Annotated in this window: 17 protein-coding genes; 6 read left to right on the top strand and 11 right to left on the bottom strand. The window is 68.7% G+C overall.

Annotated elements, in window-relative coordinates; translation table 11 throughout:
• Positions 1–164: 164 nt before the first annotated feature.
• On the top strand, positions 165–1,298 hold the full coding sequence (serC, locus tag Q9R02_RS11375) for a phosphoserine transaminase (RefSeq protein ID WP_305996809.1): 1,134 nt from the start codon (positions 165–167) through the stop codon (positions 1,296–1,298).
• Between the two features lie 74 nt (positions 1,299–1,372).
• Here serC and Q9R02_RS11380 read toward each other — a convergent pair whose 3' ends face one another.
• The gene (locus Q9R02_RS11380; RefSeq protein WP_305996810.1) at positions 1,373–1,951 is read right to left on the bottom strand and encodes a DUF3027 domain-containing protein; all 579 of its coding nucleotides are present in this window, start codon (positions 1,949–1,951) and stop codon (positions 1,373–1,375) included.
• Between the two features lie 3 nt (positions 1,952–1,954).
• The gene (locus tag Q9R02_RS11385) at positions 1,955–2,338 is read right to left on the bottom strand and encodes a cold-shock protein (protein ID WP_305996811.1); all 384 of its coding nucleotides are present in this window, start codon (positions 2,336–2,338) and stop codon (positions 1,955–1,957) included.
• 210 nt (positions 2,339–2,548) lie between these two features.
• Here Q9R02_RS11385 and Q9R02_RS11390 point away from each other — a divergent pair, with 210 nt between their 5' ends.
• The 3 genes from Q9R02_RS11390 to Q9R02_RS11400 all read left to right on the top strand — a co-directional run bounded on the left by Q9R02_RS11390 (position 2,549) and on the right by Q9R02_RS11400 (position 5,155).
• On the top strand, positions 2,549–3,259 hold the full coding sequence (locus Q9R02_RS11390; RefSeq protein WP_425279263.1) for a response regulator transcription factor: 711 nt from the start codon (positions 2,549–2,551) through the stop codon (positions 3,257–3,259).
• Between the two features lies 1 nt (position 3,260).
• Positions 3,261–4,712 (top strand): sensor histidine kinase, encoded by a 1,452-nt coding sequence (locus Q9R02_RS11395; protein WP_305996813.1) that lies wholly within the window; start codon positions 3,261–3,263, stop codon positions 4,710–4,712.
• Positions 4,713–4,864: 152 nt separating this feature from the next.
• Positions 4,865–5,155: a WXG100 family type VII secretion target gene (locus Q9R02_RS11400; protein ID WP_305996814.1), complete on the top strand. Its 291-nt coding sequence runs from the start codon at positions 4,865–4,867 to the stop codon at positions 5,153–5,155.
• Positions 5,156–5,206: 51 nt separating this feature from the next.
• On the opposite strand, the gene Q9R02_RS11405 is transcribed toward Q9R02_RS11400, so the two are convergent.
• The 4 genes from Q9R02_RS11405 to Q9R02_RS11420 form a co-directional block, all read right to left on the bottom strand.
• A complete protein-coding gene (locus Q9R02_RS11405) occupies positions 5,207–6,142 on the bottom strand; it encodes a ribonuclease HI family protein (protein WP_305996815.1) in 936 nt (311 codons plus the stop codon).
• Positions 6,143–6,307: 165 nt separating this feature from the next.
• Positions 6,308–7,933: a chaperonin GroEL gene (gene groL / locus Q9R02_RS11410; protein ID WP_305996816.1), complete on the bottom strand. Its 1,626-nt coding sequence runs from the start codon at positions 7,931–7,933 to the stop codon at positions 6,308–6,310.
• 310 nt (positions 7,934–8,243) lie between these two features.
• Positions 8,244–8,795, bottom strand: coding sequence for a LytR C-terminal domain-containing protein (locus Q9R02_RS11415; protein WP_305996817.1), 552 nt, complete (start codon positions 8,793–8,795; stop codon positions 8,244–8,246).
• A gap of 46 nt (positions 8,796–8,841) precedes the next feature.
• The gene (locus tag Q9R02_RS11420) at positions 8,842–9,162 is read right to left on the bottom strand and encodes a DUF3263 domain-containing protein (protein ID WP_305996818.1); all 321 of its coding nucleotides are present in this window, start codon (positions 9,160–9,162) and stop codon (positions 8,842–8,844) included.
• 79 nt (positions 9,163–9,241) lie between these two features.
• Here Q9R02_RS11420 and Q9R02_RS11425 point away from each other — a divergent pair, with 79 nt between their 5' ends.
• Positions 9,242–10,015: a uracil-DNA glycosylase gene (locus Q9R02_RS11425; protein WP_305996819.1), complete on the top strand. Its 774-nt coding sequence runs from the start codon at positions 9,242–9,244 to the stop codon at positions 10,013–10,015.
• Between the two features lie 32 nt (positions 10,016–10,047).
• Positions 10,048–10,875, top strand: coding sequence for a siderophore-interacting protein (locus Q9R02_RS11430; protein WP_305996820.1), 828 nt, complete (start codon positions 10,048–10,050; stop codon positions 10,873–10,875).
• 68 nt (positions 10,876–10,943) lie between these two features.
• Here Q9R02_RS11430 and Q9R02_RS11435 read toward each other — a convergent pair whose 3' ends face one another.
• From Q9R02_RS11435 to gcvP, 5 genes are all read right to left on the bottom strand, one after another.
• Positions 10,944–12,464: a threonine/serine exporter family protein gene (locus tag Q9R02_RS11435; protein ID WP_305996821.1), complete on the bottom strand. Its 1,521-nt coding sequence runs from the start codon at positions 12,462–12,464 to the stop codon at positions 10,944–10,946.
• Positions 12,465–12,486: 22 nt separating this feature from the next.
• Positions 12,487–13,560: a lipid II:glycine glycyltransferase FemX gene (locus tag Q9R02_RS11440; protein ID WP_305996850.1), complete on the bottom strand. Its 1,074-nt coding sequence runs from the start codon at positions 13,558–13,560 to the stop codon at positions 12,487–12,489.
• Positions 13,561–13,659: 99 nt separating this feature from the next.
• Positions 13,660–15,057 (bottom strand): L-serine ammonia-lyase, encoded by a 1,398-nt coding sequence (locus tag Q9R02_RS11445; RefSeq protein WP_305996822.1) that lies wholly within the window; start codon positions 15,055–15,057, stop codon positions 13,660–13,662.
• Between the two features lie 12 nt (positions 15,058–15,069).
• Positions 15,070–16,194: a glycine cleavage system aminomethyltransferase GcvT gene (gene gcvT / locus Q9R02_RS11450; RefSeq protein WP_305996823.1), complete on the bottom strand. Its 1,125-nt coding sequence runs from the start codon at positions 16,192–16,194 to the stop codon at positions 15,070–15,072.
• Between the two features lie 27 nt (positions 16,195–16,221).
• Positions 16,222–19,125, bottom strand: coding sequence for an aminomethyl-transferring glycine dehydrogenase (gene gcvP / locus Q9R02_RS11455; RefSeq protein WP_305996824.1), 2,904 nt, complete (start codon positions 19,123–19,125; stop codon positions 16,222–16,224).
• Between the last annotated feature and the right edge of the window lie 66 nt (positions 19,126–19,191).

A 19,191-nucleotide genomic window follows, 5' to 3' on the forward strand; every position in this document is an offset into this window, starting at 1 on the left:
TATTTTGATTCGGTCCTAATAAATGCCCTCAGATGACGGCCCAGGTCCTCCGGCATGCGGACCGCTTGGGTTCCTGGCACCGGACTGCGGCAAAATGGAGCCAGGGCATGGGCGCCCTCCCGGCGGACCCGCCCCCAGCCACACACCAGAACTGGAGCAATTCTGTGAGCGATCAGGCCAGCATCGTCATTCCTGCACACCTCCTCCCCCAGGACGGCCGCTTCGGCGCGGGCCCGTCCAAGGTCCGCCCCGAGCAGGTGGAGGCCCTCACCGCGGCCGGCGCCGCTCTGCTGGGCACCTCCCACCGCCAGGCGCCCGTGAAGAACCTGGTGGGCTCCATCCGTTCCGGCCTCAAGTCCTTCTTCAACGCACCGGACGATTACGAAGTGATCCTGGGCGTGGGCGGTTCCACCGCATTCTGGGACATCGCATCCTTCGGCCTGGTGGAGAACAAGGCCCAGCACCTCTCCTTCGGTGAGTTCGGCTCCAAGTTCGCCGCCGCCACCAACAAGGCCCCTTTCCTCGAGGCCAGCTCGATCATCAAGGCCGAGCCCGGGACGCGTCCCGAAGCCGTCGCCGAGGCCGGCGTGGACGTCTACGCCTGGCCGCAGAACGAAACCTCCACCGGCGTGGCCGCCCCGGTCCGCCGCGTGGCGGGCGCTGACGAAGGCTCCCTCGTGGTGGTGGACGCCACCTCCGCGGCAGGCGGCCTGGACGTGGACGTGCGCGAGTCGGACGTCTACTACTTCGCCCCGCAGAAGAACTTCGCCTCCGACGGCGGCCTGTGGCTGGCGCTGTTCTCCCCGGCCGCGCTGGAGCGCGCCGAGCGCATCGCCGCCGGCGACCGCTGGGTACCGGACTTCCTGAACCTGAAGACGGCGATCGACAACTCGCTGCTCAACCAGACCTACAACACGCCGTCGCTCGCCACCCTGGTCACGCTCAACGCCCAGGTCGAGTGGCTCAACGCCAACGGCGGGCTTCAGTTCGCGGCCGGCCGCACGGCCGACTCCGCCAACCGGGTCTACTCCTGGGCCGAGGCCAGCGACTACGCCACTCCGTTCGTGGTCCGCCCCGAGGACCGCTCCAACGTCATCGCGACGATCGACTTCGACGATTCCGTGGACGCCGCTCAGGTGGCCAAGGTGCTGCGCGCCAACGGCATCGTGGACACCGAGCCCTACCGCAAGCTCGGCCGCAACCAGCTGCGCATCGCCACCTTCGTGGCGATCGAGCCGGACGACGTCACCGCGCTGACCAATGCCATCGACCACGTGGTGGGCGAGCTCCGCAAGTAAGCGCACAAAGGCTGAGGGCCCGGGATTCCCCGGGCCCTCAGCCTTTTAAGCACATCCGTGCCAAATCATCTCGCTCAGCCCTCGTCGGGCTCATCCTCTTCAGCGGACGACGCCGGCCCGGCATCTTCCTGCCCAGCCTCCGGTGCGTCGTCGTCGGCGTCGACGGCGGACGGCTCGGCCGGTCCGCCTTCCTCCGGCTCCGCGGCCTCGCCGGGTTCCCCGGCGTCGCTGTGCGCGGACTCCGCTGCGGCGTCGGCAGCCTGAGCGGCTTCCATCGCGGCGACGTCCTCCGGGCGCACCCGCTCGGACCAGGGCACCCACGGCGGGGCCAGGACGGAGTCCTCGCTCGGCAGCAGTCCCACCTCACTGACCGTGATGGTCTTGGAACGGGAATTGCGCGTCAGAACGGCGAACCAGGTCCACCCTCCGTAGCCCCGCAGCCGGGACTCGAAGAGATGCGTGACCACGCGGTCCTCTTCACGCTTGGCACCGAGGTGACCGCCGATGGTGCCCGGGCCTGTGACGGTCTCGAGCTCGCGGCGCGCCACATCCACCGCGGCGGCCAGCATGGCATCCGGTTTGCCCGTCTTCCACTGGGGCACGCCCGCGCGGTCGGTTCCGGGCCGGGCGGGAATCTGACGCTCCTCAGTCATGGCTCAGGCGTCCAGCTGGTCGGCGACCTGGCGGAGCGCGGCGGCGATGGCCGCGCCCTTCTTGCCCTCGGGGTACTTGCCCGAGGAGAGGGTGCCCGACAGATTGTCGAGCACGGTGGAGAGATCCTGGACCATGGGGGCGAGCTCCTTCGGTGATGGCCGCTTGGCCTTGGCGATGGACGGCACCTTCTCGAGCACGCGGATCCCCATGGCCTGGGCGCCGCGGCGCCCCTCGGCAATGCCGAATTCGATCCGGGTCCCCTTGCGGAGCTCCGTCACGCCGGCCGGCAGCGCGGAGGCCGGGAGATAGAACTCCTTGCCGTCCTCCGAAGCTGCAAAGCCGAAGCCTTTGTCCTTGTCGTACCACTTGACGCTGCCGGTAGGCACTTCTTTACCTCTGTCTGTCTTCAGTCTGTCTGCACGCTTGCCACGGCCGGTCCGCGCAGTTGGCGCCGGTGGCGTGAATCGTGGCACTGCGTATCCACACCATTTTACCCGTGCGGACTCATGTCACCCTCCACGGACTCACAGCGACCGCTCCGCCGCACACAGTAATCTCTCAGGAATCTTCCAGGGGAAAAGCGTTAGATGAAGATCATGAAGACCGAAACCCCTGAAGCCAAACTCCTGGTCGTCGACGATGAGCCGAACATCCGGGAACTGCTCTCGACCTCCCTGCGCTTCGCGGGATTCGACGTCGTGGCCGCCGGCAATGGCCGGGAGGCCCTCGCCAAGGCCGAATCCGAGTCCCCGGACCTGATTGTGCTGGACGTCATGCTCCCCGACATGGACGGATTCAATGTCACCCGGAAGCTCCGCGCCGCGGGGCGGCACATCCCCGTGCTGTTCCTCACGGCCAAGGATGACACGGAGGACAAGGTCATGGGACTGACCGTCGGCGGGGACGACTACGTCACCAAGCCGTTCAGCCTGGACGAGGTGGTGGCCCGAGTCCGCGCCGTGTTGCGCCGCACCCAGCCCCTGCTGGAGGACGAGGCCGTGATCCGGGTGGATGACCTGGAACTCGACGACGACGCTCACGAGGTCCGCCGCGGCGGCACCATCATCGACCTGTCCCCCACCGAGTTCAAGCTCCTGCGCTACCTCATGCTCAATCCGAACCGGGTCCTGTCCAAGGCCCAGATCCTGGACCACGTGTGGGAGTACGACTTCAACGGCGACGCCTCGATCGTGGAGTCCTACATCTCCTATCTGCGCCGGAAGATCGACATCATCCCGGACACCCCCACGCTGATCCAGACCAAGCGTGGCGTGGGCTACGTCCTGCGGACCGCCGAAAAGCGCTGATTTGCTGCGCCGCTGGAAGTCGGCGTCCCTCCGGGCGCAGCTGATCGCAACCATCATGGGCCTGCTCCTGGTCGCCCTGGCGACCACCGGTACCGGCACCATGCTGCTGCTGCACAGCTATCTGCAATCGCAGATCGACGCCCGGCTGGCCGCCGCCGTCGCCACCGTGACCAAGCCCGGCGGCTACACCCAGATCACCGGTGGCGCCACGGGCGTCCCCACCGACTACGCCGTCCTGGTCCTGCGGACCGGCAGTCCACCGTTCCGGACCGGCGCCAGTCAGGCCGGATACCCGGACATCCAGCAGATGAGCCTGGCGGACGCCCGGTCCACAGACGATAAGCCCTATGAAGCGGCGGGCACCGCCGGCCACAACTGGCGCGTCGCGGCAGTGGTCCTGACGGACCAGAGCGGCCACTCCTTCGTGGTGGTGCTCGGGCTGCCGCTCGCCCCCGTGGACGAGATCATGGAGCACGCCGTGCTGGTGGTGGTGGGCGTCGGCTTACTCACCCTCATCTTGGCGTTCTTCATCGCCACCTGGACCGTGACCCGGTCCTTCCGGCCCCTCGCCAGAGTAGAACGCACCGCCGCGGCCATCGCGTCAGGGGACCTCTCCCAGCGCGTGGACGTCAGCACGCCCCACACCGAAGTGGGCCGCCTGGCCACCTCCCTGAACACCATGCTGGCCAACATCGAATCCGCATTCTCCGCCCGCACCGCATCGGAGCAGAGGATGCGGCGGTTCGCGGCGGACGCCTCCCATGAGCTCCGGACCCCGCTGGTCACCATCCGCGGCTTCTCCGAGCTGTACCGTCACGGTGCGCTCCGCGCCGAACACGAGATCGCCACCGCCATGGGCCGGATCGAGAGCGAAGCCAAGCGCATGGGGTCCATGGTGGAGGACCTCCTCATGCTGGCCCGTCTGGACGAGCAGCGACCTCTCCAACGCAAGCCGCTGGACCTCCTGCTGCTGGGCAACGACGCCGTGGTGGACACCCGCGCCGGGGCCCCCGGACGCACGGTTCGGCTGTGCGGGCTGAGGGGATCACACCCTTCGCCCGCCCCGGCGCTGGGTGATGAGGCGAAGATCCGGCAGGTGATGGGCAACCTTCTGGGCAACGCCCTGCGCTACACGCCGGAGGACTCACCTCTGGAGGTCGCCGTGGGCGTGCAGCACGGCGACGACGGCGTGTGGTCCGTACTGGAGGTGCGGGACCACGGTCCCGGGATCTCCGAGGAGGATCAGTCCCGCATCTTCGAACGTTTCTACCGGGCGGACACCTCCCGCACCCGGGAGACGGGAGGCAGCGGGCTGGGCCTGGCGATCGTCGCGGCCATCGTGTCCAGCCACGGCGGAAGCGTCAGGATCTTCACGACGCCGGGCGGCGGGGCCACCTTCCAGGTGCGGCTGCCACACGACACCCCGGAGCCTGAAGACTCCATGGAGGACTGAAACGCCCGGAGCCGGTGCTCCAGGCCCGGCCTTGTGGACGGCCGGCCCCTTCGTCCCTCCACATGCGCGATTCCGCGCCGTCACCAAACGGAGCGCCTTCCTAGGCTCGAATCCAGGCCACTGCCCGTGGCCCCCTCGAGGAAAGGAACATCATGAGCGTCATCTCCGTCGACACCGAAGTGCTGAACGCCCAGGCCGGCAGGGTCCGGGCCACCGCCGAGCGGACCTCCGCGGATCTCAAAGCCATGCGGATGGGCCTGGCGGAACTCCAGTCAACCTGGCGCGGGAGCGCCTCCGCGAGCTTCCAGGCCCTGATCACCGAGTGGACGTCGATGCAGGGCCGCGTGGAGGCGAATCTCGCCGGCATCATGCAGGCCCTCGATCAGGCCGCCTACCAGTACCGCGACGTCGAACAGCTGAACACTCAGCGGTTCCTCGCCTGAGCCGGCCGGCGCGCCCGTGCCGCGGTCTGCGCTTTCCGGGGATGAGCCTGCCTATTCGGGCGTCCCCTGGTGAAAGCGCAGACGCCACGTGCCGGCGGTGCGGAGCCAGAGCGAGCTCCTCAGGACCGTTCTGCCGGCCGAGCGAGTGCGGTACTGGAGGAGGATCGCGTCGTCCCCCAGGCGCGCGGCGGACAGCGGATGGAGATCCACCGGTGCCTTGTCCTCTTCGGCAAGGGCCAGCAGCATCTCCTCCCGGGTCCAGGTCCTTCCCGAGCTGCCGATCTCCTCGAACGCGGGGTGGAGAATGCGTGCCACCTCGCCCAGATCGGACCGGACCGCGGGTTCCAGGAGGCGGCGCTCCAAGGTGGTGACGATCAAGACGGGGTCTACGGCGTCCGCGGCGGGTCCGAGGTCCTCCTCAAGGACGGAGAAGAGGTCCGGGGCGGAGGCGTCCGGGACGGAAGCGTCCGGGACGGAGGCGGGTTCCGGCAAGGCGTCCGGAGCCGCTGCCGCACCGGATCCCGGGAAGCCGGGGCCGGAGGGGATCTCCCGCTTCTTCTGCTGATAGGCCGTGGCGACTGCACGGGCGCGGTCGTCCGCGGCTTCATTGAGGTCGTGCCCGGCATGGCCCTTGACCCATTCGAAGGTGAAGTCGCGCCCTTTCAGTGCGGCGTCCAGTTCCTTGAGGAGGTCCACGTTCAGGACCGGTTTGCCGTCGGCCTTCTTCCAGCCTTTGCGCTTCCAGCCCGGCATCCACTTGGTGAGGCAGTTGATCACGTACTGGCTGTCGCAGAGGATCTTCAGCGGTTCCTTCGGCAGGTGCGCGGTGCTCCGGAGCAGGTCCAGGACGGCCATGAGCTCGCCCTGGTTGTTGGTCCCATGCGGCCAGCCGCCGGCGTGCCAGGTGTCCTCGTCGATGTACCAGGCCCATCCCGCGGGACCGGGGTTGCCGAGCGCGGATCCATCTGCTGCAGCGGTGATCGTCACCCGTCAATCCTGCCACAGGCTCCCTGCGCTTAAAGCCCGACGGCGGGCCGCACCAGAAGGTGCGACCCGCCGTCGTGGATTTCGCTGGGCCCCTGCGTCCGAGGGACCCGCTTCGCGGCGCGCTCAGCGCGCCACGAAGCGGGAGGACGCAGGGACTGCTTCCTGTCAGAAGCCGCCCATGCCGCCCATGTCGTCGGCACCCGGACCGGCGGCGGCCTTCTCCGGCTTGTCGGCGACGACTGCCTCGGTGGTGAGGAACAGACCGGCGATGGAGGCCGCGTTCTGCAGAGCGGAACGGGTCACCTTGACCGGGTCGTTGACACCGGCGGCCAGCAGGTCCACGTACTCACCGGTGGCGGCGTTCAGGCCGTGACCGGCGGGCAGGCCGCGGACCTTGTCGACCACGACGCCGGGCTCGAGGCCCGCGTTGAAGGCGATCTGCTTCAGCGGGGCGTCGATCGCGACCTTGACGATGTTGGCACCGGTGGCCTCGTCACCCTCGAGCTGAAGGTTGGCGAAGGCCTTGGCACCGGCCTGGATCAGGGCCACGCCGCCACCGGCGACGATGCCCTCTTCCACGGCGGCCTTGGCGTTGCGCACGGCGTCCTCGATGCGGTGCTTGCGCTCCTTGAGCTCAACCTCCGTGGCGGCACCGGCCTTGATCACGGCCACGCCGCCGGCCAGCTTCGCCAGGCGCTCCTGCAGCTTCTCGCGGTCGTAGTCGGAGTCGGAGTTCTCGATCTCGGAACGGATCTGAGCCACGCGGCCGGCGATGGCGTCGGCGTCGCCGGCACCCTCGACGATGGTGGTCTCGTCCTTGGTGACGACGACCTTGCGGGCCTGGCCGAGGTCGGCCAGGGTGGCGCCGTCGAGCTTGAGGCCGATCTCCTCGGAGATGACGTTGCCACCGGTGAGGATGGCGATGTCGGCCAGCTGGGCCTTGCGGCGGTCACCGAAGCCCGGAGCCTTGACGGCGACGGACTTGAAGGTGCCCTTGAGCTTGTTGACGATCAGGGTGGCCAGAGCCTCGCCCTCCACGTCCTCGGCGATGATCAGCAGCGGCTTGTTGGCCTGCATGACCTTCTCCAGGACGGAGACCAGATCCTTCACGGAGCTGATCTTGGAGTTCACGATGAGGATGTACGGATCCTCCAGCACGGTCTCCTGGCGCTCTGCGTCGGTGACGAAGTACGCGGAGATGTAGCCCTTGTCGAAGCGCATGCCCTCGGTGAGCTCGAGCTCCAGGCCGAAGGTGTTGGACTCCTCGACCGTGATGACGCCTTCCTTGCCCACCTTGTCCAGGGCCTCGGCGATGAGCTCGCCGATCTGGCTGTCGCCGGCGGAGATGGACGCGGTGGCGGCGATCTCTTCCTTGGTCTCGATCTCCTTGGCGGAGGCGAGCAGCTCGGCGGTGACGGCCTCGACGGCCTTCTCGATGCCGCGCTTCAGGGACAGCGGGTCGGCGCCGGCGGCCACGTTGCGGAGGCCTTCCTTGACCAGCGCCTGAGCCAGAACCGTAGCGGTGGTGGTACCGTCGCCGGCCACGTCGTCGGTCTTCTTGGCGACTTCCTTGACCAGCTCGGCGCCGATCTTCTCGTACGGGTCGTCGAGCTCGATCTCCTTGGCGATGGACACACCATCGTTGGTGATCGTGGGAGCGCCCCACTTCTTCTCGAGCACCACGTTGCGGCCGCGCGGGCCGAGGGTGACCTTGACGGCGTCGGCGAGGATGTTCAGACCCCGCTCCAGGCCGCGGCGAGCCTCTTCATCAAATGCAATGATCTTGGCCATGACGGCAAAGGTCCTTTCGGGTCAGTTCGTTTCCGGACTGTCGTTGAGGGATGAAGGGCCCTGGCTGCCAATGCCCGCGACGGACGGCGCGGCACCCCGGTGCGGATGCGCCGGGACACCGGACCTCATTGAGACCGGGGTTGCCTTCCCTCCGGCAGACCGCCCGCCTCCTCTCCGCGAACGGATCGTTAGCAGTCGGCACTCCGGAGTGCTAAGTCAATAATTAGCACTCTCGGCATGCGAGTGCAAGACGTCAGGGCGTTCTCAGGTGGTATTCAGGCAGAAGCGAACAGGGCCGGAAGCGCCTGAATCAGGGGGCGCCGGGCCCGACGACCACGACCAGGGGCTCCTCGAGCCCGGAGCCGAGGCGAACGTCCGTGATACCGAGGGCAGCGGCCAGGGCCGTGGCCGACGCCTTGGCGGACTCCACGCTGTAGAACACCACGGAGCCCGTCTGGGCCGTACCGGTCCAATTGCCCACGGGGCCGAGCTTCCAGCCGGCAGCGGTGACCTTCTCGCCGTACTTGGCCGCCTGGCCGGGCGTCGCGGTGCCGTTGAAGACGGAAACCGTCAGCGTGCGGTCCACGGGAGGGGCGCTCGGCTTCGGGGCGGAAGGCGTTGGAGTGGCGCTCGGCTTGGGCGCCGCCGTGGAAACAGGAGCCGACGGCGCCTTCCCGGCGTCGGCACGGACACCGAGCGTGGGGAAGGCGAGGTACACGATGATGCCCAGCAGGAGTGCCACCGCGCCGGTGATCAGGATCGGCTTGAGTGCCGCCGGTCGCGGCTGGGCGCTCCGGTGGACTCCACGGCGTTCCGTGGACTCGGGGACATCGTCGAATTCGTCGTGGGGGTACGTGGTCATGGAAGGACGAGTCCTCACTGCGTGGCAGGCGGTCTGGAGGGGAGTCTTACGCGCCGTTTCCGAGGCGCCGGGCGGTCCGCGCCCGATGACGGGACGTTCGTAGTCTACGCAATCTCTTCACCAGCATGGGGTCGTGGGCCAGGGCGGCCTGGCTGTCGATCACCTGGTTGAGCTGCTGGTAGTAGTGCGTCGCGGACAGCCCGAACAGCTCCTTGATGGCTTGTTCCTTGGCGCCGGAGTACTTCCACCAGGAACGTTCGAACTCCAGGATCTTCCGGTCGCGTTCCGACAGGACGGGCACCCCCTGGGCCTGGTCCTGCGGTTCCGGCGTCGGGGAGATCCCGTTCGACGGCATGGCGTCTGGCATCTTCCCTCCTCAGTGTCCGGCGTTCCCCATCCATCATAGATCCGGAATCACACGGGCGTCATTTGGCAGAATCCAAGGTATGGAGCAGAACAAGGCCGCCACCGCGGAACCGAACACCCAGGGCCCCGCCCGCACCTTCCGGCAGCTGGCCGACGACGGCTGGGCCGGCCTGCTGGCCGGCGGCACCCTGCATCCGAGCTGGGCCGCCGCACTCGCCGAAGAGAGCCCGGCACTGGGCGCCGTGGTCCGCTGGCTCGCCGGCCAGGAGGAGAGCGGGGCGCGCATCCTGCCGCCTGCCCCGGCCCTCTTCACGGCGTTCCGCCGCCCTCTCGACGAGGTCCGCGTGCTGATCGTGGGCCAGGACCCCTACCCGACGCCTGGGCACGCCATGGGTCTCTCCTTCTCCGTGGCCCCGGACTGCCACCCCGTGCCCCGCAGCCTCCAGAACATCTTCAAGGAGCTGCATACAGACCTGGGCCTGGACACCCCGGCGCACGGCGACCTCAGCCGCTGGGCCGACCAGGGCGTACTCCTGCTCAACAGGGTCCTCAGCGTCGAGGCCGGGAACGCCGGCTCCCACCGTGGGCACGGCTGGGAGGAATTCACGACGGCGGCCATCCGCGCCGTCGTCGCGCGCCGCACTCCGGAGGGCCGCAGGCCTCCCCTGGTCGCCATTCTGTGGGGCCGCGACGCCGCTGGCGTCGCCCCGTTGCTGGAGGGCTGTCCGGCGGTGCGCAGCCCGCACCCCAGCCCGCTGTCCGCGTCCCGGGGCTTCTTCGGTTCCCGGCCGTTCAGCCAGGTCAACGAACTCCTGGCCCAGCAAGGCGCCGCCCCGGTGGACTGGAGCCTCTGAGGCCCCGCGGACACGCATCATAAACTTGTCGCATGACTGAAGCCCCTGCCGTCCGCAAGCCCAAGCCCCAGTGCACCCTGGAGGTCATCCGCACCGAGCGGCTGAGCGAGCACCTTGTCCGGGTGATCGTGGGCGGTCCCGGATTCAGCACCTTCGTCATGAACGACTTCACCGACCGCTATGTGAAGATCGCCTTCCCGCGCCCGGGTGTCAGCTACCCGGAGCCTCTGGACCTCGCCTGGATCCGGGAGAACATGCCCGCCGCCGAATGGCCCGTGACCCGGACTTACACCGTCCGTTCGGTGGACCTTCAGGCCAGGGAACTGGCCATCGACTTCGTGGTCCACGGAGATGAAGGCCTCGCCGGCCCGTGGGCCGCACGTGCCGTCCCGGGAGACAGCATCGTCTTCAGCGGCCCCGGTGGCGGCTACTCCCCGCGCGACGGCGCCGACTGGCACCTGCTGCTGGGCGACGACGCCGCGCTTCCCGCCGTCGCGGCCGCCCTCGAGGCGCTTCCCGCGGACGCCCGCGGCCTGGCCTTCCTGGAGGTCGACGCCGAGGCCGACGTCCTGCCGCTCACCGTGCCGTCCGGCGTCGCGCTCTCCTGGTGCTTCCGCCGCGGCGTCCCCGCCGGCGAGAGCACCGTGTTGCTGGACGCCGTGAAGGCGGCCACGTTCCCCGAGGGTACCGTTCAGGCGTTCGTCCACGGTGAGCGCAGTCTGGTGAAGGCCCTGCGAGACGAACTCCTGAAGAACCGCGGCCTGGACCGCAAGGACCTCTCGATCTCCGGCTACTGGGCCTATGGGCGTGTGGAGGACCAGTTCCAGGCGGAGAAGAAGACGGAGATCGGCAAGATCTGACATCCATTGCTGAGAAATCGTTCGTATGAGTCCTCTATCGAACGATTTCTCAGCAGTCGATGAAGAAGTCAGCGACGGCGGGTGCGGCGCCGCTCATTACTGGAGAGGTTGGCGGTGAGCGGCCGGGCCAGGCTGTCGCCGAGCACGATGCCCGCCGAGATGCCCAGCACGATCGCCACGGCGGTGAGCATGCCGCCGGCGCCGTTGAGGAAGTCCTGGCCGTTGACCGTCAGCGTGTACATGGACCGGAAGATCCGCAGGCCCGGCAGGAGGATGAGCGCCGCGGGCACGGCGACCACCAGCTGCGGGGATCCCAGGCGCAGCGCGATCACCCGTGCCAGGAAGCCGATCACCACGGCTGAGACGGCCGGCGCCATCCGCTCCCCCACACCCACGTTCACGGCGCCGAGCAGCACGAAATACCCCACGATGCCCACGGCCATGGTGGGCAGCATCAGCTTCACGGGCGATTGCTCGGTGACGGTGATGGCCACCAGCGCGGCCGCCACCAGGACCACCTGGAACCAGAAATCGTAAGCGGGCGGGAAGGTCAGCGTCACGTCGATCTCCGGCAGCCCGGCCAGGCTCGCCACGACGAACGCCACGCCGATCCCGGCCACGATGGCTCCGAAGGTGAGCATGGTGGAGAGCAGACGCCCCGCGGCCGTGACCGGGAAGCCGTTGATGGCGTCCTGCACGGAGGAGACGAGCCGCCCCGTCGGCAAGAGCAGCAGGATGCCGCCCGCCACCACGATGGACGGCGGGATGTTCACCCCCAGCCGCGCCAGCAGCAGCGCCGCGATGGTCACCAGGAAGGACGAAGTGGCCGTCGCGTAGAAGTCCGGCACCCTCCACCTGCCCAGCTGCCGGGACACCACATCCACCAGGAGGGAGGAGCCGAAGGCGATGGCCGATGCCATCAGCCCGCCGCCCAGCACCCCGACGAACGCCGCCGAGAAGACGCCGAACGCCAGCGTGACCATCCAGCGGGCGAACGGCTTGGGCCGTCTGAGGATCTCGTCCAGCCGTTTGTTCGCCTCACGCCGGCTCACACCGCCCTTGGCGACGTCCGTGACCAGCTGATGCACCTCGGCCAGGCCGGCGTAGTTGCTGGTCCAGGACCGGACCACGCGCAGCAGGGTGATGGGGTTCTGGTCCCGGGGCGCGTAGTTGATGGCGACGGACTGGTTGGTGATGTCCACCTCGACGTTCTTCAGGCCGAGCGCCGCCGTGACGGCGATGATGCTGGTCTCCACCTCGAGGGCGCCGGCGCCGTAGCGGAACATCGTCTCCGCCAGGCGCAGGGCGAAGTCGATGGTCTTCCGCGCGGATTCGTCCACGGCGCCCACCCGGATGGTGGGGTTGGCGTACGGGCTGCCGGCCAGCCGGTCCACAATGCTCAGCGGCGCGGTGGGCGGCTGCTCCCCCCGGACGAGGTTGCGCAGCATGCGCTTGGCCGAGGTGGTGGCGCGCAGCTCAGCGGGGCTGAGCGGCTCCGTTTTGGGGAGGCCGTCAGTCTTCGGCAGGCCGTCCGTTCTCGGCGGCCCGTCCGGCGTCTGGTTCGACGGCGGGGGCTGCTGTGCGTCCATGGGCTCCCACGTACCTCTCGGCTCAGTAGAACTGCTGACCGGTGCGGCGGGTGTGGATCTGCCGAGCCACCCGTTCACCGATCCTGGTCCACACTGTGTACTTGGCGGAGCTGAGAACCTGGTCATAACAGCCCACGAAGTCGGTGACCGTCTTGTTGAAGCTGGTCTTGAACAGGCCCAGACCGTAGTACGGGTGCTCCGGGTCCTTCACACGGTCCGACGGCGGGGTCCCGCACAGGTCGTATTCCGTGCAGCCCAAGGCCTTCATATCGTTCATGGCCTGCCACTGGAGCAGGTGGGAGTCGCCGTACTGGTTCCGCTTCTGCAGCGATCCGCCGTCCTTGTACGTGCCCTTGTGCCCGTAGTTGATGACGAATGCTCCCACGGAAGGCACACCGTTTTCGTGGACGAAGTACAGGTGCCCCTGCCCCCGCTCCATGAATCCGCCCCAGAAACGGCGGAAGTAGCCGAATTCGCGGGGCCCCACCGACGCCTTGGTCTCCAAGGTGCCGTGCATGAGCGAGTACATGGCACGGAAGTTCTCCTCCGTGGCCTCCATGGACTGCACCTCCACCCCTTCGCGCATGGCGCGCCGGACGGCGTTGCGCCCGCGGGAGGAGAGACTCTTGAGCACGGCCTCGGAGTCCGGGGCGATGTTCAGAATGACCGTGTTGTCGTTCGGCTGGAGGTTGTGGACCTTCACGGCCCCCAGACCGCGGATCACGGCACGGGAGGTGTCCGTGGCCACGATGTCCGGCTCGATGCGGATGGCGAACACGCCCAGGCGCTCGCGCGCCACGAACTCGCGGTTGGCCTCCAGAACACCGGGAAGGTCCTCCACCCCGGCCACGTCCGGGCCCTTGATGAGGTACCAGTAGCGGCCGAGCAGCGGGATGCGCTTCTCCAGCACCAGGTTGTAGCTGCTGTAGTCGGCGCATTCGTAGACGAGGTGCCGGATGTCCCAGCCGTAGTGCTTCTTCGTCTCCGCGTACGCCTCCGACTGGAGCAGATTCCCGCCGTTCGGATTCGCCGTGACCAGTTCGTCCCAGCGAGCGATCTCGTCGGTGGTGGCGAAACGGGCGGTGAAGGTTCGCAAGGTCACGGCGTCCAATCCTGGGATGACTGAGGGTCTCCCGTCAGTCTATCGGGAGACCCTCGGCGAGCCGTCTGAAACGTCAGCGGGAACGGGTGTTCCCTAGCACTCCACCACGTTGACGGCGAGGCCGCCCATGGCGGTCTCCTTGTACTTGGTGGACATGTCCTTGCCGGTCTCACGCATGGTGATGATGACCTCGTCCAGGGAGACGCGGTGCGTGCCGTCACCCCAGAGCGCCATCTTGGTGGCGTTGATGGCCTTGGCGGCCGCGATCGCGTTGCGCTCGATACACGGAACCTGTACCAGGCCGCCGATGGGATCGCAGGTCAGGCCGAGGTTGTGTTCCATGGCGATCTCCGCGGCGTTCTCCACCTGAGCGGGCGTACCTCCCATGACTTCGGCCAGGCCGGCCGCGGCCATGGAGGACGCGGAACCCACCTCTCCCTGGCAGCCGACCTCGGCGCCGGAGATGGAGGCCTGCTCCTTGTAGAGGACGCCGACGGCACCGGCGGCCAGCAGGAACTTGACCACCACGTCGTCCTTGTCCTGCTGCGTGGCGTTCTCCATGCCGGGGGCGTAGTTCAGCGCGTAGTAGAGCACGGCCGGAATGATGCCTGCGGCACCGTTGGTGGGCGCGGTGACCACGCGGCCGCCGGAGGCGTTCTCCTCATTGACGGCCAGCGCCACGAGGTTCACCCACTCCTGCCAGTACTTGGGATCGCGGTCCTTGTCCTCCTTCAGGAGGCGGTCATGCCAATCGGGTGCGCGACGGCGGACGCCCAGTCCGCCGGGCAGCAGGCCTTCGCGGTGGATGCTCTTCTCCACGCAGGCCTCCATGACGGCCCAGATCTTCAGAAGGCCCTCGCGGATCTCCTCTTCACTGCGGCTGGCCTTCTCATTGATGAGCATGATGTCGGAGATGCCCAGGCCCTTGCTGTGGCAGCGGCCCAGCATCTCCGCCGCCGTGCGGAACGGCAGCGGCAGTTCCTTCTTGGATTCCTCCAGCTCCGCCTTGGCCTGCTGCTCCTCGCCCTCGCGGACGATGAAGCCACCGCCCACGGAGAAGAAGGTGGCGGCATGCAGCATCTCGCCGTCGGCGTCCTTGACGGCGAACTTCATGCCGTTCGTGTGCCGGGGCAGCACGGTGAGCGGGTGCTGCACCATGTCCGCCACGGCGAACTGAAGGACTACGTCGCCGGCGAAGGTCACGGTCCCGCTGGATTCGATCGCGGCGAGCCGCTCCTCGACCTCCTCCGGGAGGATCTGATCCGGGTAGTAGCCCTCCAGGCCCAGCAGCACGGCGGTGAAGGTGCCGTGCCCGCGGCCGGTGGCCGCGAGGGAGCCGTAGAGGTCGACGGCGACGCCGGCCACACGAGGCAGCAGGCCGGCGTCGCGCACCTCCTGGGCGAAGACCGCGGCCGCCAGCATCGGGCCCACCGTGTGGGAACTGGACGGCCCCACGCCGATCTTGAAGAGCTCAAAAACACCAACGGCCACAGGTCTTACCGCCTAACGCTCACGCTTGTAGAAGGGCAGGGCAACGACTTCGAACGGCTCGGCCTTGCCACGCAGATCGATGTCCAGCGCGGTGCCCGGTTCAGTGTATGCCACGTCAACATAGGCCAGGGCCACGGGGAAACCGAGGGTCGGGCTGGGCTGACCGGAGGTCACCTCGCCCACCACGACGCCGTCCTTCATCACCGTGTAGTGGCTGCGGCCGGCACGGCGGCCAAGGCCCTTCAGACCCACCAGGCGGCGGCCGGCGGTGGCGCCGTCGCCGCTCTCCTTGGCGGCCTCCAGGGACGCACGGCCCACGAAGTCACCGTCCTTGGACTTCAGCGCCACGACCGGTCCGAGCCCTGCCGCGAAGGGGGTGCCTTCGCGGGAGAGCTCGTTGCCGTAGAGGGGCATGCCCGCTTCGAGGCGAAGGGAGTCCCGGCAGGCGAGGCCGGCGGGGACCAGCTCGTGGCCCTCGCCTGCGGCCATGAGTGCCTGCCACAGGGCGGCGGCGGAGGCGTTGTCCACGAAGATCTCGAAGCCGTCCTCACCGGTGTAGCCGGTGCGGGCCAGGAGGAGCTTGTCACCGTTGATGGTGACCTCGACGGAGGCGTAGTACTTCAGCTCCGTCACGGCCGCGTGCTCGTCTTCCGGGACCAGGGTCAGGAGGATGGTCTGGGCGTTCGGGCCCTGCACGGCGATGAGAGAGGTCTCGGCGGACGCGTCGGTGACGGTCACGTCGAAGCCTTCGGCCCGGGCGGCCAGTTCGCCGGCCACCACGACGGCGTTGCCGGCGTTGGGGACCACCAGGAACTTCTCCTCGCCGCGGCGGTAGACGATCAGGTCGTCGATGATGCCGCCGTCTTCGGCGCAGATCAGGGAGTACTTGGCCTTGCCTTCCACGACGGCGGAGAGCTTGCCCACCAGGGCGTAGTCGAGGAATGCGCCGGCGCCGGGGCCCTCCACCCAGACCTCACCCATGTGGGAGAGGTCGAAGAGGCCCGCGGTCTTGCGGACGGCGTGGTGCTCGGCCAGCTCGGAGCCGTACTTCAGCGGCATCTGCCAGCCGCCGAAGTCGGTGAAGGACGCGCCCAGCTTCTCGTGCTCGGCGTACAGGGCGGTGTATTTCTCAGTCATGTCTGTCCTTGTATCCTGCAGGCCGGGTCAGTTCTCGAACGCTTCGATGGGCGGGCAGGAGCAGACCAGGTTGCGGTCGCCTGCCGCGCCGTCGATGCGTCCGACCGGCGGGAAGTACTTGTCCTGGCTCGCGGTGTGGCCCGGGTGGTCGGCGCCCGTGTGGAGCGTGGCCGGGAAGGCGGCCTGCTCGCGGCTGTATGCGCGGTCCCAGGCGGAGGAGACGACGACGGCGGCCGTGTGCGGCGCGTTGCGCAGCGGGCTGTCCGCGGCGCTGAAGTCACCGTTGCGCACCTGCTCGATCTCACGGCGGATCAGGATCATGGCGTCGATGAAACGGTCCAGCTCCCCGAGGTCCTCCGACTCCGTGGGCTCCACCATGAGGGTGCCGGCCACGGGGAAGGAAAGGGTGGGGGCGTGGAAGCCGAAGTCGATGAGGCGCTTGGCCACGTCTTCGGCGGTGACGCCGGTCTCGGCGGTCAGACCGCGCAGATCCAGGATGCACTCGTGGGCCACCAGGCCGCCCTCACCGGTGTAGAGGACCGGGAAGTGCTCGTCCAGGCGCTTGGCCACGTAGTTGGCGGCCAGCAGCGCGGACTTGGTGGCCTCGGTCAGGCCCTCGCCGCCCATGAGGCGGACGTAAGCCCAGGAGATGGGCAGGACGCCGGCGGAGCCGAAGCGGCTCGCGGAGATCGGGACGCCACCGGCGCCGTTGGAGCGATCCGCGGCGTTGCCCGGCATGAACGGTGCCAGGTGGGCGCGGGCCGCGACGGGGCCGACGCCGGGGCCGCCGCCGCCGTGCGGGATGCAGAAGGTCTTGTGCAGATTCAGGTGGGAGACGTCGCCGCCGAACTTGCCGGGCTGGGCCAGACCGACCAGGGCGTTGAGGTTGGCGCCGTCGATGTAGACCTGGCCACCGGCCTCGTGCACGGCGTCGCAGATGAAGCGGACGTCCGCGTCGTACACGCCGTGGGTGGACGGGTAGGTGATCATGATCGCGGCGACGGCGTCGCGGTGGGCCTCGATCTTGGCCTTGAGGTCCTCGTGGTCCACGGTGCCGTCGGAGGCGGTGGCCACCACCACGACCTTCATGCCGGCCAGAACCGCGGAGGCGGCGTTGGTGCCGTGCGCGGAGGCCGGGATGAGGCAGATGTCGCGCTGCACGTCGCCACGGGAGTGGTGGTAGCCGCGGATGGCCAGCAGACCGGCCAGCTCACCCTGGGAGCCGGCGTTCGGCTGGATGGAGACCTGGTCGTAGCCGGTGATTTCGGCGAGGTCCGCCTCGAGGCCGTCGATCAGCTCGCGCCAGCCCTCGGTCTGGGTGTCCGGGGCGAAGGGGTGGATGGAGGCGAACTCCGGCCAGGAAATGGCTTCCATCTCCGCGGTGGCGTTGAGCTTCATGGTGCAGGAGCCCAGCGGGATCATGGTGCGGTCCAGGGCCAGGTCGCGGTCCGAGAGGCGGCGGATGTAGCGCAGCATCTGGGTCTCGGAGCGGTGCGTGTTGAAGACCGGGTGGGTCATGAACTCGCTGCTGCGGCGCAGGGCCTCGGGCAGGACGGCGGTGCCGTCCACGGACGCGGCGTCCGCACCGAAGAAACCGGCCACGGCGTCGACGACGGCGGCCGTGGTGGTCTCGTCGAAGGAGACACCCAGCGTGTCGGCGTCGATCGGGCGGAGGTTGTAGCCGGCGGCGTCGGCGGCGGCCAGGATCTCGGCGGCGCGGCCGGGCACGGAGACGGTGACGGTGTCGAAGAAGTCACCGGCGGTGGTCTGCAGGCCGGCGGCGCGCACGGCGGCGTCGAAGCGCGCGGCGTGGGCGTGGACCTGAGCGGCGATGGCCGTCAGGCCGTCCGGGCCGTGGAAGACGCCGTACATGGAGGCGACGATGGCCAGCAGCGCCTGTGCGGTGCAGATGTTGGAGGTGGCCTTCTCGCGGCGGATGTGCTGCTCGCGGGTCTGCAGGGCCAGACGGTAGGCGGGGGTGCCGGCGTCGTCCTTGGAGACGCCCACCAGGCGGCCGGGCAGGGAGCGCTCGAGGCCCTGGCGGACGGCCATGTAGGCGGCGTGCGGGCCGCCGAAGAACAGCGGCACGCCCAGGCGCTGGGCACTGCCGACGGCGATGTCGGCGCCCTGCTCGCCCGGCGGGACGATGAGGGTCAGGGAGAGCAGATCGGCGGCCACGGTGACCATGGCGCCGCGCTCCTTGGCGGCGGCGATGACCGGGGCGTGGTCGAAGACGCGGCCGGAGACGCCCGGCTGCTGCAGGACGATGCCGTTGATGGCGCCTTCCGGGAGACCCGCGGTGAGGTCGGCGACCTCAACCTCGAAGCCGAGGGCCTCGGCGCGGCCCTGCACCAGGGCGATGGTCTGCGGGAGGAGGTCGGCGTCCAGGACGGTCTTGCCGCCGGCGGCCTCCTTGGCCTTGTTGGCGCGGCGCATGAGCAGCACGGCCTCGGCGACGGCGGTGGCTTCGTCGAGCAGGGAGGCGTTGGCGATGGGCAGGGCCACGAGGTCCTGGACCATGGTCTGGAAGTTCAGCAGGGCTTCGAGGCGGCCCTGGGAGATCTCCGGCTGGTACGGGGTGTACGCGGTGTACCAGGCCGGGGCCTCGAGGATGTTGCGGCGGATGACCGCGGGGGTGACGGTGTCGTAGTAGCCCTGGCCGATGAGCTGGACCGCGGTGCGGTTCTTGGAGGCCAGGCGGCGCAGTTCCGCCAGGACCTCGACCTCGGAGAGGGCGGGGCGCAAGGTGAGCGGGGTGGGCTGCTTGATGTCGTCCGGGACGGCGGTCTGGACCAGGGCGTCCACGGAGCTGTAGCCGACGGCCTGCAGCATGGTGGCGATGTCGGACTCACGGCGGGCGCCGATGTGGCGGTCCACGAAGGTGGTGTGGGCCGCGCCGGTCTCGGCGAGGACAGCTGACGGATTCGTCACTGAGGAACTCCATTGCTCACCCGGCGCGGGGTACGCCGGAACTCATTAGGGCTCCTCCCCGCTCTG

Source organism: Arthrobacter horti, assembly GCF_030731045.1.
GTDB classification, from domain to species: Bacteria; Actinomycetota; Actinomycetes; order Actinomycetales; family Micrococcaceae; genus Arthrobacter_E; species Arthrobacter_E nanjingensis.

Excerpts from the sequence above, each read along its gene's own strand:
- groL (WP_305996816.1), bottom strand. The coding sequence starts at position 7,933 with ATGGCCAAGATCATTGCATTTGATGAAGAGGCTCGCCGCGGCCTGGAG.
- Q9R02_RS11380 (WP_305996810.1), bottom strand. The coding sequence starts at position 1,951 with ATGACTGAGGAGCGTCAGATTCCCGCCCGGCCCGGAACCGACCGCGCG.
- Q9R02_RS11415 (WP_305996817.1), bottom strand. The coding sequence starts at position 8,795 with ATGACCACGTACCCCCACGACGAATTCGACGATGTCCCCGAGTCCACG.
- Q9R02_RS11420 (WP_305996818.1), bottom strand. The coding sequence starts at position 9,162 with ATGCCAGACGCCATGCCGTCGAACGGGATCTCCCCGACGCCGGAACCG.
- Q9R02_RS11430 (WP_305996820.1), top strand. The coding sequence starts at position 10,048 with ATGACTGAAGCCCCTGCCGTCCGCAAGCCCAAGCCCCAGTGCACCCTG.
- Q9R02_RS11425 (WP_305996819.1), top strand. The coding sequence starts at position 9,242 with ATGGAGCAGAACAAGGCCGCCACCGCGGAACCGAACACCCAGGGCCCC.
- gcvT (WP_305996823.1), bottom strand. The coding sequence starts at position 16,194 with ATGACTGAGAAATACACCGCCCTGTACGCCGAGCACGAGAAGCTGGGC.
- Q9R02_RS11435 (WP_305996821.1), bottom strand. The coding sequence starts at position 12,464 with ATGGACGCACAGCAGCCCCCGCCGTCGAACCAGACGCCGGACGGGCCG.
- Q9R02_RS11400 (WP_305996814.1), top strand. The coding sequence starts at position 4,865 with ATGAGCGTCATCTCCGTCGACACCGAAGTGCTGAACGCCCAGGCCGGC.
- Q9R02_RS11390 (WP_425279263.1), top strand. The coding sequence starts at position 2,549 with ATGAAGACCGAAACCCCTGAAGCCAAACTCCTGGTCGTCGACGATGAG.